The 17,410-nt window shown below is 44.1% G+C and carries 14 protein-coding genes; 2 read left to right on the top strand and 12 right to left on the bottom strand.

Annotated elements, in window-relative coordinates; all coding sequences use genetic code 11:
- Positions 1 to 49 precede the first annotated feature (49 nt).
- The 5 genes from CW749_RS11340 to CW749_RS11315 form a co-directional block, all read right to left on the bottom strand.
- The gene (locus CW749_RS11340) at positions 50 to 1,051 is read right to left on the bottom strand and encodes an iron ABC transporter permease (RefSeq protein ID WP_101112229.1); all 1,002 of its coding nucleotides are present in this window, start codon (positions 1,049 to 1,051) and stop codon (positions 50 to 52) included.
- A gap of 6 nt (positions 1,052 to 1,057) precedes the next feature.
- Entirely contained in the window at positions 1,058 to 2,011 is a 954-nt protein-coding gene (locus tag CW749_RS11335) for an ABC transporter substrate-binding protein (protein ID WP_101112228.1), read from the bottom strand.
- The gene (locus CW749_RS11330) at positions 2,011 to 2,823 is read right to left on the bottom strand and encodes an ABC transporter ATP-binding protein (RefSeq protein WP_101112226.1); all 813 of its coding nucleotides are present in this window, start codon (positions 2,821 to 2,823) and stop codon (positions 2,011 to 2,013) included. Before CW749_RS11330 ends, CW749_RS11335 begins: the two co-directional genes overlap by 1 nt.
- 541 nt (positions 2,824 to 3,364) lie before the next feature.
- A complete protein-coding gene (locus tag CW749_RS11320; RefSeq protein WP_101112303.1) occupies positions 3,365 to 3,865 on the bottom strand; it encodes an SLATT domain-containing protein in 501 nt (166 codons plus the stop codon).
- A 447-nt stretch (positions 3,866 to 4,312) separates the two neighbouring features.
- Complete coding sequence (locus tag CW749_RS11315) at positions 4,313 to 4,819, bottom strand: GNAT family N-acetyltransferase (protein WP_101112225.1); 507 nt, start codon at positions 4,817 to 4,819, stop codon at positions 4,313 to 4,315.
- Between the two features lie 550 nt (positions 4,820 to 5,369).
- Between CW749_RS11315 and xthA the strand changes: the two genes are divergently transcribed.
- Positions 5,370 to 6,176 (top strand): exodeoxyribonuclease III, encoded by an 807-nt coding sequence (gene xthA / locus CW749_RS11310; protein WP_101112223.1) that lies wholly within the window; start codon positions 5,370 to 5,372, stop codon positions 6,174 to 6,176.
- 72 nt (positions 6,177 to 6,248) lie between these two features.
- Here the strand turns inward: xthA and nhaA are convergent, their stop codons facing one another.
- From nhaA to CW749_RS11285, 5 genes are all read right to left on the bottom strand, one after another.
- Complete coding sequence (gene nhaA, locus CW749_RS11305; RefSeq protein WP_101112221.1) at positions 6,249 to 7,418, bottom strand: Na+/H+ antiporter NhaA; 1,170 nt, start codon at positions 7,416 to 7,418, stop codon at positions 6,249 to 6,251.
- A 328-nt stretch (positions 7,419 to 7,746) separates the two neighbouring features.
- Positions 7,747 to 8,865 (bottom strand): lipocalin-like domain-containing protein, encoded by a 1,119-nt coding sequence (locus tag CW749_RS11300; RefSeq protein ID WP_101112219.1) that lies wholly within the window; start codon positions 8,863 to 8,865, stop codon positions 7,747 to 7,749.
- 1 nt (position 8,866) lies between these two features.
- On the bottom strand, positions 8,867 to 11,320 hold the full coding sequence (locus tag CW749_RS11295) for an FtsX-like permease family protein (protein WP_101112217.1): 2,454 nt from the start codon (positions 11,318 to 11,320) through the stop codon (positions 8,867 to 8,869).
- Complete coding sequence (locus CW749_RS11290) at positions 11,301 to 11,972, bottom strand: ABC transporter ATP-binding protein (protein WP_101112216.1); 672 nt, start codon at positions 11,970 to 11,972, stop codon at positions 11,301 to 11,303. The genes CW749_RS11295 and CW749_RS11290 overlap by 20 nt, the downstream gene beginning before the upstream one ends.
- A gap of 128 nt (positions 11,973 to 12,100) precedes the next feature.
- Positions 12,101 to 13,480, bottom strand: coding sequence for an MATE family efflux transporter (locus CW749_RS11285; protein WP_101112214.1), 1,380 nt, complete (start codon positions 13,478 to 13,480; stop codon positions 12,101 to 12,103).
- A 310-nt stretch (positions 13,481 to 13,790) separates the two neighbouring features.
- Here CW749_RS11285 and CW749_RS11280 point away from each other — a divergent pair, with 310 nt between their 5' ends.
- Complete coding sequence (locus tag CW749_RS11280) at positions 13,791 to 15,242, top strand: DUF2867 domain-containing protein (protein ID WP_101112212.1); 1,452 nt, start codon at positions 13,791 to 13,793, stop codon at positions 15,240 to 15,242.
- 251 nt (positions 15,243 to 15,493) lie between these two features.
- On the opposite strand, the gene CW749_RS11275 is transcribed toward CW749_RS11280, so the two are convergent.
- On the bottom strand, positions 15,494 to 16,153 hold the full coding sequence (locus CW749_RS11275; RefSeq protein WP_101112210.1) for a DUF2913 family protein: 660 nt from the start codon (positions 16,151 to 16,153) through the stop codon (positions 15,494 to 15,496).
- Positions 16,153 to 17,343 carry a Bcr/CflA family multidrug efflux MFS transporter gene (locus tag CW749_RS11270; RefSeq protein ID WP_101112209.1) on the bottom strand — a complete coding sequence of 397 codons (1,191 nt, stop codon included), beginning with the start codon at positions 17,341 to 17,343 and terminating at the stop codon, positions 16,153 to 16,155. The genes CW749_RS11275 and CW749_RS11270 overlap by 1 nt, the downstream gene beginning before the upstream one ends.
- Positions 17,344 to 17,410 lie beyond the last annotated feature (67 nt).

The following is a 17,410-nucleotide window of genomic DNA, read 5'->3' as shown; positions in this document are numbered from 1 at the left end:
GAATAAGGTACCTAAAAATTAAGGTACCAACTTCTTACACAATTTTCTGTTACACGGTTTTCTTCCACACAAGATACAGCACAAATACCCCACCAAGCGCGGCGGTAATAATCCCAACGGGCAGTTCTTGTGGCGCTAAAATGGTTCGGCTGACGACATCACCTGTGGTCAGCATTACCGCTCCCCATAGCGCCACCAAAGGCAACAATTTTCGGTGGGTCATACCAGAAAAAGGTCGCACCAAATGTGGCACCATCAAACCAATAAAACCGACAACCCCTGTAAGTGCAACAATGGATGCCGTACAAAAGGCACTGCATATGAAAATTTCACTTCTTAACCTGTGAACATTAATGCCTAGCGAGTGGGTTGTCTGATCGCCCACTAACAGCGTATCTAAATCTCGGTAGCGCTTAAGAATCAACGCTGCCACACCAAGTACGCCAACGAGTGCAAAGAATAAGTTGTCCCAACGTGCTAACCCTAATCCGCCCATTGTCCAGAATAGAATTGAACTGGCCGCTCTCTGGTCCCCTGAATATATGAGGAAGCTTGTCACGGCACCAAACAGAAATGAAATGGCAAGACCACAAAGAACCAAGTTGTCATTCCCGCGTTTCTTTTGAATGGAGAATAGGATGATCACCGCCGATGCCGATACGATGCCTCCGGCAAACGCCGCTATTGGCAAAGACCAAGTCCCTAGTGCGTCACCAAGGCGGGTTATCACTAAAACAGCACCAGCAGAAGCCCCTGAAGACAAACCAAATAAAAATGGGTCAGCTAAGTCATTTCTTGTCGCGGTTTGCAGTAAAGCACCAACTAACGCTAACCCCGCTCCAGCAATGACCGCAAGCAGTGCTCTTGGTAATCGTAGATCCATCAATATCCGGCTGGTCATAGACATGTCATCGTCGCCAAACGAACGTAATCCAATAAGCAGCTCGTCCATAGAAAGCGTTGTGGAACCAAGGACTAGACTTAAAGTAAATACCACAAGAAGAGCTGCTCCTCCGAGCAGCCACATTATTGAGTAAGAATGAGACTTCATTTAGCGCTAATTGTTGGGAAATAGCGCACGTGACAGTTTTTCAATGGCATCTATATTGGCAGGACCGGGTGTCAGTTGTTCATAGCGAAGCTTTACATATCGCTTATCTTTAACTGCTTTTGTGTGCTGCATGAGTGGGTGTTGCTCTAAGAAGTTTTGCAAAGCATCTGCACCACTCGCGCTTTGGTAATCCAAAAGAATGATCACGTCAGGGTTTTCTTTAGCAACGTGTTCCCACGATGTTGTTGACCAGCTGGTTTCCATGTTGTCTGTAACGTTATTTCCACCAGCAACCCGAATAAGAGCGTTAGGCATGGCGTATTTTCCAGCGGTAAACGGTTTATCTTCACCTGAGTCATACAAAAACACATTCGGTTTCGTTGCACTGGAGCTCTGATTTTTTGAGACAGCTGCAATTCTCTTTTGCCATTCTTTGACTAATAATTTGGCTTTTTCTTGCCTATCAAAAATCACACCTAACTTCATGACATCGTCATACAACAAGTTCATGTTTGCGCTTTGCTCTAACTTATTGGTATGGATACAGCTCTCAGACAGTATTAGGGTATTGGTCCCATAAGGAGTTAAGGTTTTTGGCGTCACCTCTCCCCCAACCTTCATTCCATAATTCCAACCCGCAAAGAAAAAATCGGCTTTGGAGGTGATCAGGGTTTCCAATGATGGGTATTTGGGTGCCAGCTCTTTAATATTACCCAGTTTTTTTTCAAAACTCGGAGACATCTTGTACCAACCAGAAATGCCAGTCACACCAGCCATACTCTCTTGCAAACCGAGAGCAAATGCCATCTCCGTCATATTGATATCATGAAATACCGCTCGACTAGGGCGTTCTTTAATCACAAGGGGGGTTCCACAGTTATCAACGGTAACGGGGTATTGAGTATTTGCAGCTTGCGCCCAAACAGGTAAAAGAACCGTCAGAATGACAGACCATTTCATTAAGCAACTCCTAAAGATGGTTGTACCCGTGATCCAGCCGCTTCAAAGTGGTGAACGACATTGGTCAAATGCGGGTGGTTAAAAGTTAAAACACGAAGCCCGAAAACAGGGGTAATGTGCTTGTCTTGTAATATTTCTTCAGCGGTATCGCACTTCACTATTTTTTGCTCTGACATCAAAATCACTTTGTTGGCAAAGGGTGCGACCAACGGCAAATCATGCAATACAGCGATGGATGCCATGTTTCTGTTTTTTATTAGTTCCAGTAGTTCTAATCGGGCAAGTGGATCAAGATGGTTGGTTGGCTCGTCAAGCAGCATTAGCTTAGGTTCTTGAGCAAATGCTCTCGCTATGTTTGCTCGCTGTTGTTCTCCACCTGATAACGCGCCCATCGGGCGGTCGGCTTTGTCACTGAGGTTTACGTCTCGAATGGCCTGTTCCACCGCTCTCTCATGAGTATTTTTAGAGCAGCAAAAGGTATGAGGAACTCGACCCAACCAAACATATTCACGAACCGTAAGTCTTGGATCTACATGATCGTTTTGCGCAACAACAGCAATGGATTTTGCTTTTTGTTGCGGCGACATTTCGCTGACCGATATGCCTTCTATAAACAGGCGACCATCTATGGGGTCATATTCACCTGAAATTGCTTTCAGCAAGCTCGACTTACCGCAGCCATTAGGTCCAATAATTGCCACACACTCACCTGTAGATACGGTAAAAGTGGCTTGTGTTAACACCTTCCACCCTAGCGGGCTTTTGGCACATAACTTTTCTACATCGAGGACGAGCTCATGCTGTGTGGACATCGTTAAACCATAATCGAAAGATATGTTATAACATAACATAATTATAGATATACATGTCAATAGCTTGTACGTTAGTTAACCTCAGCTTTGGATAAGAAACAGCATAACCATGGAATTAAATGAAAGTTGTACTTTATCTCCCTTCTCGTCAGAAGTTTTTGTTGATAACAAGGCGAATTAACGCGCCAATAGCAAGCCTATTGCAAGTGAATTCAACGCAGTTAGCGGCACAAACAGCGACTAGAAAGATGTTCTGTTATCCAAAGCTGAGGTTAGGGTCTGTTGACCTTTCGAGATGATTTTTGCAGCAATTTGTGGGTGATTTATACAAGGCAAAGCTCATTCGGTGTAGCGCTCTACATCAATGAGCGATAACGCAGTAGAAATAAGCCACAAATGCTGCCCGAAGGGTTCGCTTCTATGCCTTTTACTCTTTGTTGCAAGGTACTTGCTTAGAATGACTAGGCTACACACCTTGCGCCGCGATTAAAAGGCATAGAACTCGAACAAAATTTAACCACGAAAGGTCAACAGACCCTAGTTACAAACGCGTCATTAATCTTGCAGCCTCGTTTTCTGTATGCGTCTCTTTTTTGGCTTTACTCCAGCGATGGCTGAGAGCATGAGGGGCATCCGAGGCTATCTCGTCTTCTTTCTGCCGAATGGCATCAATATGAGTACTCAAATCCTTAATAGGCGCACGAAAGTCCACGACGTATTCAATCCGTTTTTTTAACGCGCCATAGCGTCTTGCAACTTGCCTATGGGTGTCTGCTTTTTCTGAAAGCCTTAAAAAAGTTTGTAAATAAGCAAACAAAGCGGCCGATGTCCCTACGACTGGTGATAACCAAATGGGCTGGACATCACTGGCGAAAATCAAAACAGAAGACGCTGTCGTTAATACAATCAATACAACACCGAGCAGCAAATGATAACGCCCATAAGAAATTGCCGTATAGCTATGTGCCAATTGAGCCCTTTTGCACCTCGCCCGCCATTTGATCAAAGTAGCCATTTGACCCTCATTTAAATTCTTCGCCATAACGTCACCTGAACCATTCCGAGCATTCAGCTTCCTTGCTAACAACAACTCCATTGCAACTGGTTTTGAGATAAAAACCCTGATTCGTATCCATTCTCATCAAACTAGAAAAGAAGAACACTGGTCCTAATTGACTTAAAGCTTCATAAATTCAATATATTAAGTCATAACCATACATGGAAGTCGTTTGATGAATTCACCTGTTTAACGCATCAAATCCCATATTATTAATTAGAAATATACTGTATATAAAAACAGCACTCCACCAGTGATTTTTGCTGTTTATTCACGGTGTGAACACTTTCAAAGTACAGAAAAGACAAAGTTCCCTCTGTAAGAAGATAGAGATAGGGGTATACAAAAGGTAAAAACAAACACGGTAACGTGCACAAAATGGAGACAGAGAAGAGGTACGTGGAAGGACAATAACTATAGAAGTTGTTGATCTTAGATATCGATATCGGGGAAAACATAAATATCGCGGTTTAAGTCATCGGGGAATCGTTCTCTCCTCGACTTTACACCACCTAAACGCTTGACCAAGGATTTCGCGGGCTTATTGGCGTCATTCATATAGGTCTCGACTTCTTGCCAACCAAACTCGCGGTAGGCATACGAGATAACGGCAAGAGAGGCTTCCACCGCGTAACCTTTTCCTCTTGAGTTTGGTAGCAACCACCAAGTTAGCTCTCTTGGCCAGCCCAACCCTTGCCAAAACCCACAAACCCCAACGACTTTACCTGAACTTTTTTCTTTGATAGCCCAAACGCCAAAGCCATCCATGTACCAACCACCAACATCGCTTTTAAGACGAGCCCAAGCCATTGAACGTGAAATAGGTCCACCATATGCCTCTGACGCATCGCTATCGGTATAAAATGCCTCATACGCTTCAAAACAGCTTTTATCTGGCGCGACTAAAAGCAGCCTATCGGTTTCAATTTTTGGGATCATTATGTGTAAATTTGATTAGGTTAGAGAGTGGGAATGAGTACCCATAAAAAAACACCTACATATCGCTATGTAGGTGAAAAATGTACCACAAATTAAGGTTGCTTATACACCCCTGCAGGTGTGTACGGCAAAGCAGATACTATTAGACAAAACACTGTTACTCAACCCCCTTGATAGCACTAAATTCCATAAAAAATCGTCATTACCGTACATTGTCAAAAATCTAAGTATTGATGCAGCACGATATCAAAGATACAAAACTAAAATGTTGACAGATCACATCACTTAACATTACGGAGTTCTGTATATTTTTCATACAGCCAATTAAATTTTATGAACAAACGCAGATAAAGTGAGTACCAGCAGAGTTAAAGCGGTTTTGGAGAAAGTGTCTAAATTTAGGACATTTGAATTCAGGTGGGAGTGTCGAGGTAGAGATGCCGAAACAAACATGTTTAAATTGATGTAGAAAATGAGGATTCGTTGTAGCGAAGCCTATGAAAATAGATACCTTATGTCGCACAAGGTCTCACTAGAGGATAGAAAAATAATGAAAGTGATAAGCTTCAACATAAATGGCCTTCGAGCTCGCCTTCACCAACTGCAAGCATTAATAGATAAGCACCAACCCGATGTCATCGGTCTTCAGGAAATCAAAGTTCATGATGATGCATTTCCTTTGGAAGATGTGGAAGCTATGGGGTACAAAGTTTACTACCATGGTCAAAAAGCACATTACGGTGTCGCTATGTTATGCAAAACAGAGCCGCTCGAAGTAAAAAAAGGCTTCCCTACAGATAATGAAGATCATCAAAAGCGCATGATCATGGCGACATTTGAAGACGAAAATGGTGAAAAAGTCACGGTACTCAATGGCTACTTCCCACAAGGTGATAACGTCGAACACGAAACAAAGTTCCCGTATAAAGAACAGTTTTACAAAGACTTGATGACATACCTTAATGATCACCACACCAACGAAGAACAGGTCATTGTTATGGGCGATATCAATATCAGCCCTATCGACTTGGATATCGGCATCGGTGAACCGAATCGTAAGCGCTGGCTAAAAACAGGAAAATGTTCTTTCCAACCTATCGAGCGCGAATGGCTACAAACGTTATTAGATTGGGGTTTTGAAGACACATTCCGTAACTTGCACCCCGATGTCGAGGACAAATACTCTTGGTTTGACTACCGATCTCGTGGGTTTGATGATAACCGAGGTCTGAGGATTGACGTGGTATTAGCGACACCTAGCTTAGCGAAAAAGTGCGTTGAAGCCGATATTGATTATGAATTGCGCGGAATAGAGAAGCCATCCGATCACGCACCTATTTGGTCTGTTTTTAAATAACCATTTGAATCGATTGATACAAAAAACCCCGCTATCTCTAGCGGGGTTTTTGTTTAATTGAAGCTGCTGTAATTAGTGCTGTACTTCTTCTACCGGAACAGGCTCTTTAGGTAGGGAGAAGTGAAGCAGTAAGTAGCCAAGTATTGCTGAAGTCGTCGAACCCATCAGGATACCCAAGCGAGAATACGTATCAAATTCTGCGCTAACATCAACAAACGCCAATCCTGATATGAATATCGACATGGTAAAGCCAATACCACACAGTACCGAAACCGCAAATATGTGCTTCATGTTGATACCTTCTGGCAACTTAGCCACTCCCATCTTCACGGCAACCCAGCTGAAGCTGAAGATACCAAGAGGTTTACCTACCAACAGCCCCAGCGCAATACCCAACGGTAGCATTGAAGTTAGGCCCGACATGGATACACCGGCTAGCGATATACCTGCATTTGCAAACGCAAAGACTGGCAAAATAAAGAACGCGACATAAGAGTGCAGTGCATGTTCAACGTGCTTGAGAGGCGACCGCTCCCCTTTGTTACCGTTAAGTGGAATAGCAAAGCCTATTACTACACCAGCCAACGTTGCGTGCACACCAGATTTCAATACCGCGACCCACAGAATAAAGCCAACGATGAGATACCATCGAATCTTACTGACGTGTCGACTGTTCATAAAGAACAAGACAGCAGTAGCAACGAAGCCTATCAGAAGAGCAGTAGTCGAAAGATCGCCAGTGTAAAACAGTGCAATAATAACAACGACACCTAGGTCATCAATTATAGCTAAAGCAAGTAGGAACACTTTAAGACTTACCGGTACGCGTTTACCAAGAAGCGCCATAATACCTAAGGCAAATGCGATATCTGTTGCCGCAGGGATCGCCCATCCTTGCATTGCTGTTGGGTCACCGCTATTGAATGCGATGTAAACAAGTGCAGGTGCGAGCATTCCGCCAACAGCAGCAATAGCTGGGAAGATTGCGGTTTCTTTAGATTTTAACGCGCCTTCGAGTAATTCGCGCTTAACTTCTAGACCAATGAGAAGGAAGAAGACAGCCATCAAGCCATCATTGATCCAGTGAGAAATGGACATGCCCAATACATAGGTGTGTAACCCAGCTTGGTACATTTCGTTGAGTGGGGAGTTCGCGACGAACATAGCAATTGCAGCCGCAATTACTAGGATGATACCACCCGCGGATTCCATTTTAAAAAAGTGTTTAATGACATCATTCATGATATCGCCCTTTCATCTACTTTGTTAATAGAATGCTAACAAACAATAATTCAAAGTTTATAGTGTGATGTCGCTTGGGAAAAATCGCTTGTTTGGAGCTCAAACATCGGTTTTTCCGAAACTTATCAAGTTTTAATCAGAGTATTCCTTACTGTTATTTAGACTAAGTTTATTATTACTTCCCTTATTGTATAGCCGTTCACAGTTTATAACGCTAAACGTTGCAACTAATTTGGTATTTATACCCACAAAAAAACCGCGCTACAAGAACGCGGTTTTTTAAATATCTCATTATGAGAGTGATTGCTAATTTCTAAGATTAAGCCAATCAATACCCTGTCAATTGCATTAATCCCACGGCTTCATGACTGCCGGTAGCCACGATCGGCCCTTCCCAATAAGGGATAGCGAATGGCAACCATTGCTCAGCTTTCATCACTCGAGTTGTTAAATTAATGTTGTGCTTAGGTACATTAATAACCCACTGCAAAGGCAATTTACGACCATTCCTTAACTTAGCTGTGCCAATCGGAACAATCTCAACGTCTTCGCCTTTTAGAACAACAACGTCTCCCTTTCTATCTGCAATGGTTCCAAAAGTGTAGGACGGTTGCCTTACGTGTCGATATTGATTGACCATTAATGTTCGTCCATCTGTAAGACGGAGTGAGAATTGGTCCCAACCTTGTTGCCCTTCCGCAAGTAAACCACTCCCCCACTCTTTATTGAACCACGCTTCCCCTTGTACTCGGTAAGTTTTGCCACCAAGAACAAGTTGACCTTTGGTACGAATAAACGGAGCAGCCACACTGAATGACGCAACAGGAAGAAGATCGTGCTTAATCTGATAACCGAGATCGCCATTCACCACATAAGGACCAATGGTAGAGCTATGAAGGTTGACTTTAAACTCATCGGTTTCAATATTCAGAGTACTAGGAAAAGGCGCATTGCTGGTTGTACTCCAACGCCAGTTATCAATCCAAATACCAAATGGGGCATCTTGCACACCGGCTTGCCCGATCCCGCCACGAGCGACCCTTTGCTCTTTAATGCTTGTTTGATTAGATGTGATAACAACATGCGACAAGTAAGTCTGTGGGCTTTGCCAACCGCCTATTTCACGCTCATCGCTAGCAATTCGGAAAAAACTCCATTGAATGCCATAGTGTTCTTCATTCTCGTCTTGAACATTAGCAAAAAAGTGCCACCACTCATGCTGAAATTCAGGGTGTTCCTTGAAGTCTTCAGGTATCGCCACCGGATCATCTGGTAATACAGGTTCGAATACCGCGTCTTTGCTGCCTATCAACACCGTATTAACTTCATTTTCATGCTCCCCTGTTACAGGACCATAAAAAGAATCATAAAAAATCCACGATATGCCGCTCAGAGCAACAATAGAGAATAGAACTGGAAATATCTTTGATTTGGATGGACGACTCATACTATAACGCGTCCCGCAGTGACTTCATTGGGGTTTTCCGAACCATGTTAAAGACTGGCCACGCGCCGGCAATAATGAGCGCACCAAATGACCAAGCGAACGTTGTGCCGTACTCCCAAGGAATCACTTCCAGCTGCATGGTCCATCCAAAAGATTGTTTAAGGACAACATCGATCATGAGATCAGCCAGTACTAACCCTAATGGAATGGCGATCATCGCTGAGAAAATCCCTATCACCAGAAGCTGTAAACCACCCAATAGGACGAGTTCCTTAGCGGATAAGCCAAAACACCGGAGCAATGCAAAGTGTCGCTGACGTGAAGTTTCACCGGCCAGAGTAGAGAAGAACAACCCGAAGACAGCGATAACGAGCGTTATATTGCCCAAGGTCCCTGCGATGCCAAAGGTACGGTCAAACACCTTCAATGCTTGATCGTGCACTTTATTGTTATCGTAGATTCGCTCAGGTGAGAGCTTAAATTCTTGGTTCAGCTTTCGAAGCAACTGGCTGGAGCTAAAGCCATCTTTGAGAATAATACCCAACCCAGCTTCGCCTTGATTAGCAAAATGTGTCAGCCAGTTTCTATGTGACAACATCACCTGGTTATAGGGGTTGCCGTAGTCATAATAAACTCCAACAACTTGCCAATTTCCATCTAAAGGCGCCGGTAACGCGATGTAGTCGCCCGCTCGGATTCCCGTCTTAATTGCCATAGATTCACTCACCATCACGCCTTGGGAGTGTTGCAAATGGAACCAATAATTGGGAATGGCAACTTTAAGGGTAAGCGCTTCTTTTTCACCTGCTGTATTACCAGTACTGACGGCTTGCATTGTCCCTGTAATACTGTTTATTTCCTTTTCCCAACGCCACCAGACTTCTTTCACTTCATCTTGATCTGATAGCCAGGTACTCATTCTCTTTGAAATATTATTGGTCGGCATCACATATACGTCTGCCGCTAAACGCTGAGTTAGCCATTTATCTGTTGTTTCACGGAAGCTTCCCACCATGGTTTCAACACCAATGTTGGTGGCGAGTGCAAGCATAAAGGCCATGGCAGCCACTCCACGATAACTCATGCTGGCAGCACAGTCGGCAAAAAACCAGCGAGCTTTCACCCATTTCAATGAGAAGGACAACCCATTGAAGATTTTCCACACAATAAAGGGCATAAAGAGCCCGACGCTGATCAACAATAGTGCGATCAAAGCGAAACCGGACTCTTGAGTTTGATTGGCTTGATGAACCGCAACCGCTGCCACCACGAATACGCATGCCAGCATAGCCTGAAAGGTAAATTCCTTACCTGCAAAGCGCACAATGGACAGCTTTGCGCTTAACCGGACAGGTTGAGTTCTAAGGAGTCGGAACAACGGGAAACTACAAGCGAGTAGCGTACCCAAAATTGAAACCAGTAAACTCTTCTGACTCCAGTCCCAACTCCACTGAATATCCAACCCAACGTTGGCTTTATACAAGTCTTCTAAACTCGCGGATACACTCGGCATTAATTGATTCGCTAAGAACAACCCAAACACGTTGCCACAAAGCCAAGCAATAACGATCCAAAAAATCAGCTCATAAACGAGTGCTAAGGTGAGTTGCCACATGGACACGCCAGTTTGACGCAATACGCCAACCAATGGCTGACGTTGCACAAAAGAGAGTGTCATCGCTTGATAGAAAATAAACAGACCCACAAAGAAAGAAAGCATCCCAAGTGCGGTCAAGTTGGTATGAAAAGCCAACGTTAGCGAATCAAGTTCCGCTCGAGTATTTTGCGAAAACTTCATACCGTTAGGTAAAAGTTCTTTTAGTGTTTCCACTTTTTCAGGCGGCATCTTTCCGCACGCAATGAGGTCGAAACCAGTTCGCTGGCTTAGCATTCGAATTAGCGCAATGTCCGCGATTACCCGTGTACCCGAAAGCAAATTTTGCTCATCCACCAATAGAGGGCCCAGTAACGAGCCATCTTCAAGGGTAACGTAATCCCCATCATGCCAATTCAAGTGACCGGCAAGATCTGAACTCACCATAATCGGATAAGGTGGCTCTTTTAATTTGAGGGTATTGATGTCTCGAAGCGAAGCACCTTGCTGTAATTCAAGCATTGCAACGGGATCAAGCCCCGTAATAGTGAGTTCTAAACCGCTTTGAGTTGAGATTCGGTGGGCATCAAAAGGCATGCATTGATGAAAGCCTTCCCTTCTTAGCTGAATATAGAATCCTTGAGGGATCTTATTGGCACTGTGTACAGGGCGAATACGGTAAGGCAAAGGGTTAGAGAAAAGTTTTTCGCCAGCACTGTAGCTTTGTTTTGCGTGGTGATTGATGGCAAGTACACCAACAAGAAGGGAGACTCCTAAAGTCAATCCTAGCCAGACGAGAACAATCTGTAAGGGGTGGCGTTTATAGTGACCAAGTAGTGCCTTAACTACGGGCCATAACATGCAGTTGCCCTCCTTGCAGGCGAATGCAACCTTCCATGTGTTGCGCCACTTTTTCACTGTGCGTGACAAGCAATAACGTACAGTCGAGCTGTTTTGTTAAGCTCGTAAGAAGCCGCATAACAGCTTCTGCGTTTCTTTCATCTAGACTGCCTGTCGGCTCATCCGCTAAAAGAAGTTTTGGTTCCATATATAGAGAACGCGCTATTGCAGCACGCTGCTGCTGGCCACCAGATACTTCTTCAGGATAACGACCGAGTAAAGGCATGAGATCAAGCGCCGAGAGTATTTGCCGCCATAAGCCTCGATCTTCTGGAAGCCCTTTGAGCTGCCTACAAAAACGTATATTGTCTGCAATATTTAGAGTAGGAAGCAAATTGAACTGTTGAAAGATGTGACCAATGTTATTTCTGCGATACGCTGTACGCTTATATTCAGGTTGCGCATGCATAGAAAATTTCGAAAACCATATTTCGCCGGAATCAACTTGATCGATTCCTGCTATTAAATTGAGTAAGGTGCTTTTTCCCGATCCGCTTTCCCCCATCAGGGCGAGCTGCTCTCCTTGCTTCAATGTCAATTCAGCCCCTTGCAGTACGGGGTGAAACTCTCCACCATCCACGTACCCTTTACATAGGTCTGAAAGATTTAACATTCACTTACTCAACTGGCTTAGTTAGAAATTAGGTATGAGAATCTACACTAAAACAGGAAGCCTAGGAAGTATTTTGACACAGAGATCACAATATATGCACACCGTTACATTACAAGAGAGACTTGTGTTCAATTTTCAACCAAATTTCTAATCCACTTCTTGCTTTTTATACGGTACGTTGACCCAAACCACTTAATGAGCTCTTCAAGCAAAAATAGTGCATAAATATATTCCGGCTTCCACCCAAGGACGATGGCACAAAACGCAGTAACTGGAATGCCAATAACCCACTGAGCAACCAAGTCTTGATACAAACAGAAATTAACATCACCACCCGCTCTAAGTACACCAACAATCGCCATCATAGGTAGGGAGCGAAGAACGATTCCCACACTTAATACCAACATGAATTTCTGGCTGAGTGCTCGTGTTTCATCAGACAATGCGGTAAACGCTTCCAAAATATAGATCTGAGATAGATAAAGAAGCGTAGCTGTAACAATCCCCACACCTATGTTCACCACCACGAGGCCGATAGCGCGATAATAAACTGACTCTAAATCCTTTGCCCCCAATTGATTACCAATGAGGGCGGCTGAAGCGGTAGAGATGCCAATCATTACGCAAAGGGATATGGATTCCACGGGGGTCATCACAGAGAGTGCGGCAAGTCCCTGGACGCCTGTTTGTCCCATGATTGCGTGATAGACAAATAAGCCCCCAGCCCAAGCAAGAAAGTTAAATGTCGTTGGCATCGAAAGTTTCAAGAAGCGAATAACAGTTTCTCGCTTCCAAACTGTTACCATTTCATGGAAACCAAAAGACAATAAATGTTTTTTGGAGTACAGATAACCGTAAAGACAGCACACTTCAATGGCGCTGCTTATCAAGGTAGCAATAGCCGCGCCTTTTATTCCCATTGCAGGCGCGCCTAAATTTCCGAAGATGAAAACCCAGTTCAGAAACACATTCGAAACGATACCAATACCACTAAAAAAAGTGCTCAGACCAGGCTTTTGAATGGAACGTAGCCCCACTGCCATACTCGCGACACACGCTACACCAAACATGCTGAAAGCAGTCAGCAAAATATAGTCGGTTCCCAAAGTAATGACTTCGGGCGAATCAGTTGCAAGGCGCATCACTTGTGATGGGAATAGTGAAAAGCCAACAACGGTAACCGCAGCAGTGAGGCTTGCTATCATCCACGTCAGCGCTGTACTTTCCTTCACCCCTTTGTGATTACCCGCTCCCCAATACTGAGCGATGAGCATAGAACCACCGGTTGTAATTCCCACCAGCATGATAGTGGTGACAAACATAGCGCGTGACGCGATACCCACTGCCGCAATATCTGCTTCACCAAGTTGTCCTAACATTAATACATCAACCAACCCACGGCTCGAAAACATCACACTTTGCAACGCAATAGGCAAAGCAATGGCAAACAGTTTCCGAATAAAGTCCCCTCGAGTATGGTGAAATACAAGATGCATTGCTGATGTCATACGTCCCTCTTGCCATCGGTTTATTTTGGAGTAAAGGTATTGAAGTAAAAGTCTTGGGAGAAAAATGCTGTGGAGAAAAAGTACAGAAACACGTTTCCCTAGCTCTATACCTGAGCCATCTTTTGTACCTAAGTGACCTAATGATGCTTAGGCATACTAATCTATATGAATAATAAAAATAAATATACTCAATATGTTAGGGTTTCTAAATGATTAGTGTTCGATCACTTTCTCTAACACGTTTGGGCTTCTCCACGTGCTTAAATATATTCAAATAGCGCTGTTTATTAGAGATAGGTAATAGAGGTTTATGGCTTTAAAGCGAGTGTTGGTACTTGGGGCATCCGGCTATGTCGGCTCACAGTTGATTCCACTTTTATTAAGAGAGGGGTACGCCGTAACGGCGGTCGCTCGCCAATTTGAGTTCCTAAAACGACGTGTTCCTGAGCATCCAAACTTAACAGTGCAATACCTTGATTTAGCCGATCGCGAATCTACGTTAAATTTGGTCAATCACTTTGACCTCGCGTTCTTTCTCGTACATGGCATGGCACACGGGTATGACTTCATCGATTATGAACTGTCACTGGCAGAGAATTTTCGTCAAGCCTTGGACAAAAGCCAAATCCAACACGTTATTTACCTGAGCTCACTTCAACCTCAAACTGGTGATTCTAAGCACCTACAAGCAAGACGAGAAACAGGTAACGTACTAAGACAATCTCATGTCCCCGTTACGGAAGTTCGTGCTGGTGTCATTATTGGTGCAGGCAGCGCCGCGTTCGAGATCATGCGAGACTTCGTCTATAACCTCCCTATCCTGATTACACCGAAGTGGGTAAGCTCCAAAGCTAATCCAATTGCACTAGACAATTTAAATCACTACCTGTTAGCACTCGCAAAAGACACTCCGAGTGAAAGCCACGTATTCGAAGCGGGCGGTCCCGATATTTTAAGCTATCGAGAGCAGTTTCAGATCCTTTGCAAAGTCACGCGAAGAAAACGCTCAATTTTATCGACACGAATGCTCACACCTAAGATGGCGAGCTATTGGTTGGGTATGGTGACTTCCGTTCCTTCTAGTGTTGGGAGAGCACTATTAGCAGGGCTAACGCACGATTTCATAGCGGACAGCCAAGCCCTAGAGCGTAAATTCCCTCAACCTCTAATACCTTTCGAACAAGCCGTCGCATCCGCAATTGCAAGTGAAGGTGCTTATTTGAAATCCAACGTTTGGGGATTCGATCCTTCTGCGCTTAAGAGGTGGCAGCCAGGCTTTGGCTACTACCCTAAAAAGACGGGCGCTAGCATACAAACAGAAATGGATGCGCAAAGTCTCTGGAAAGTGGTTAAAGAAATTGGAAGCCATGAAAAAGGATACTTTTTTGCTACGTGGATGTGGCGACTTAGAGAGTGGATGGATGTGCTAGCTGGCGGATCTTTCCCAGTAAGGCAAAAGCCCAGCGATTCTGCATTAAAAGAAGGCGACTACATCGATTCTTGGAAAGTCATTAAACACGAAGAAAACACCTTTATTTCTTTGTTGTTTGGAATGAAAGGTCCTGGACTAGGGCGTTTAGAATTCTCGATAAAAGACCACGGTAACTACCGGGAGCTGAACGTCACCGCTTGGTGGCACCCGAAAGGCTTTTTAGGGTTGCTCTATTGGTTTGCAATGATGCCCGCGCACCTATTTGTTTTTCGAGGAATGATCAAAGTCATTGTTCAACAAGCAAAGCTCGAGAATAAGGCAAAAAAATAGGAAACCATTTGGCTCCCTACTATACCTATCTGGATCTATTTTCTATCTAACCTGAACTCGGGATAAGGGGTTAGCTAATCTATTCAAATACAGGTAGATTTCCAACATATGAATTCTAATGAGCCATTTTTGCTTAAGACAAGGCGAAGCCACGAACCAATAACGGGTTATTGGGAGGGGGTTCAACGAAGTAATAAGTAAAAAGAGCCATTAGAAAGCAATCTGTTATCCCGAGTTCAGGTTATCTAGGTCTATTTATCCATACCATAGCCAAGTGGAATTTCGGCTAACTGCGGACCTTGGTTATTTGGGTACACCAAATACTCACCATGGTATTTAACCTTAGATTTATAATCGGTGACTTTGTGGACCAAAAAACCTTGCTCCGTTGCCAAACGAATAAATTCCGCGTGGTTACCGCGCACATACCAGCTCATTGGCTTGATTAAATCCGTGCCTTCAAAGCAATCATCGCATTGATGTGAACAGAGCAAAAATGAACTGTCGCCTTCTGTAAAGACTTGAATCTTCTCTCGGGCATCATATTCAGAACACACAGCCCAACCCTTCGCTTCCATGAAATCGATAAAACCTTCAATTTCGCTATCTAAAACAGGGGTCGCGTCTTTATCTGCTGGCGTAAACTTAGCGTATAACTGAGAAATTTGACGGAACAATAACAGTAGATCGAGTTGTGTACCTTTGCTTCGACCTGATTTCTGCCAGCGAATTAAATCTCCGCTAACAACACGATGAAAACGCTGACCTTTAATCGCACGTGTGATCCAGCGAAGAATAAAGTGCGTGTTGCTCACCGGTGTATCGGCTAAACGCCCTTTATTGTGCTCTTCTGCCATTTCATCTAAAGCAGTATTAACAAGGTTTTGAATCTCAATATGGTATTTAGACATTACGCCTTTCTTCCTAGCGTCCAGTAAAATAGTGCGGATAATACCGCACAGAGCGTCATCATCATAATCATTGGTACTTGTGTATTCGACGGCATAAAGGCAACCAGAGCCCCCATCAAAGAACCCATACCAAACCTCAGCGTGCCCGCCAAAGAAGAGGCAGTACCTGCCATATTAGGGTATCCGCTAAGTAGTAGCGCCATGCTGTTACTGCCGATTGTCGCAATAGTGCCGACAAACAGCATTACAAAAGGAACAATACCCCATAGCCCTAAATCAAATAGCCAGCCGAGAAAAAGCCCAACTCCTGCAATCAATTTAAGCGTTAACCCAAGTCTTAGCATCCAGTGTGAGCCCACTTTTTTTACAATCCGACCGTTGAGAATCGTCATCAAGATCATGCAGATAATATTCAGTCCAAATAGATAACCAAATTGATCAGGAGTGACATGATAAAGATCGATATAAACAAAAGAGCCAGCAGTTAAAAAGACAAACATACCAGAAAATGAAAACGCGCTTGAAAGAATGAGCCCTAGCGCCAGTGGATTAGTACACAATTTGGCGTAGTTTCTCAAACTTGTTCTGAAATTTAATGGCTGACGATTCTCTGGTGCCAGTGTCTCTGGGATTTTCCATAAAACAGCAGCGATAACGACGGCAGAAAAGATAGCCAATGTCCAAAAGATCGAACGCCAACCAAACCAGACGGCAAGGTGACCACCGATCATTGGTGCAACCAACGGAGCAAGCGTAATCACCAATGTAATGAAGGACATCGTTCGAGAAAAATCTTCTCTATCGAACATATCTCTGACCACCGCCTGAATCACAACCGCTGCCGCAGCTCCGGCAAACCCTTGCGCAACACGCACTGCCATTAATGCATCAATGCCCGTTGTGGTCGCAGACACTATTGAAGCAAGCGCGAACAATACGACGCCGATCAACAGCACAGGCCTCCGGCCATAACTGTCTGCCAGTGGACCATGCAATAACTGCCCAAATGCAAACCCTAAGGTGTATGCAGTTAAGGTGATTTGTACCTCACCCGCAGTGACTCCGAGATCTTTTGCTATAGCAGGCATCGCAGGCAAATACATATCGATCGCGAGCGGAGTAAGAGCCCCGATGGCTCCTAAAATAATGAACAGCAATAAGCTGAGCTGGGGTGTCTTTTGAGAAGACATAACTCTCCTAGAGAAAAGATGAGAAAAAACTGTCAGTAATAGATATATCAATTCCAACCTATAGACA

The organism is Vibrio sp. vnigr-6D03, from assembly GCF_002835515.1.
Lineage (GTDB): Bacteria > Pseudomonadota > Gammaproteobacteria > Enterobacterales > Vibrionaceae > Vibrio > Vibrio penaeicida.
This window is presented reverse-complemented; position numbering and strand designations above follow the sequence as displayed.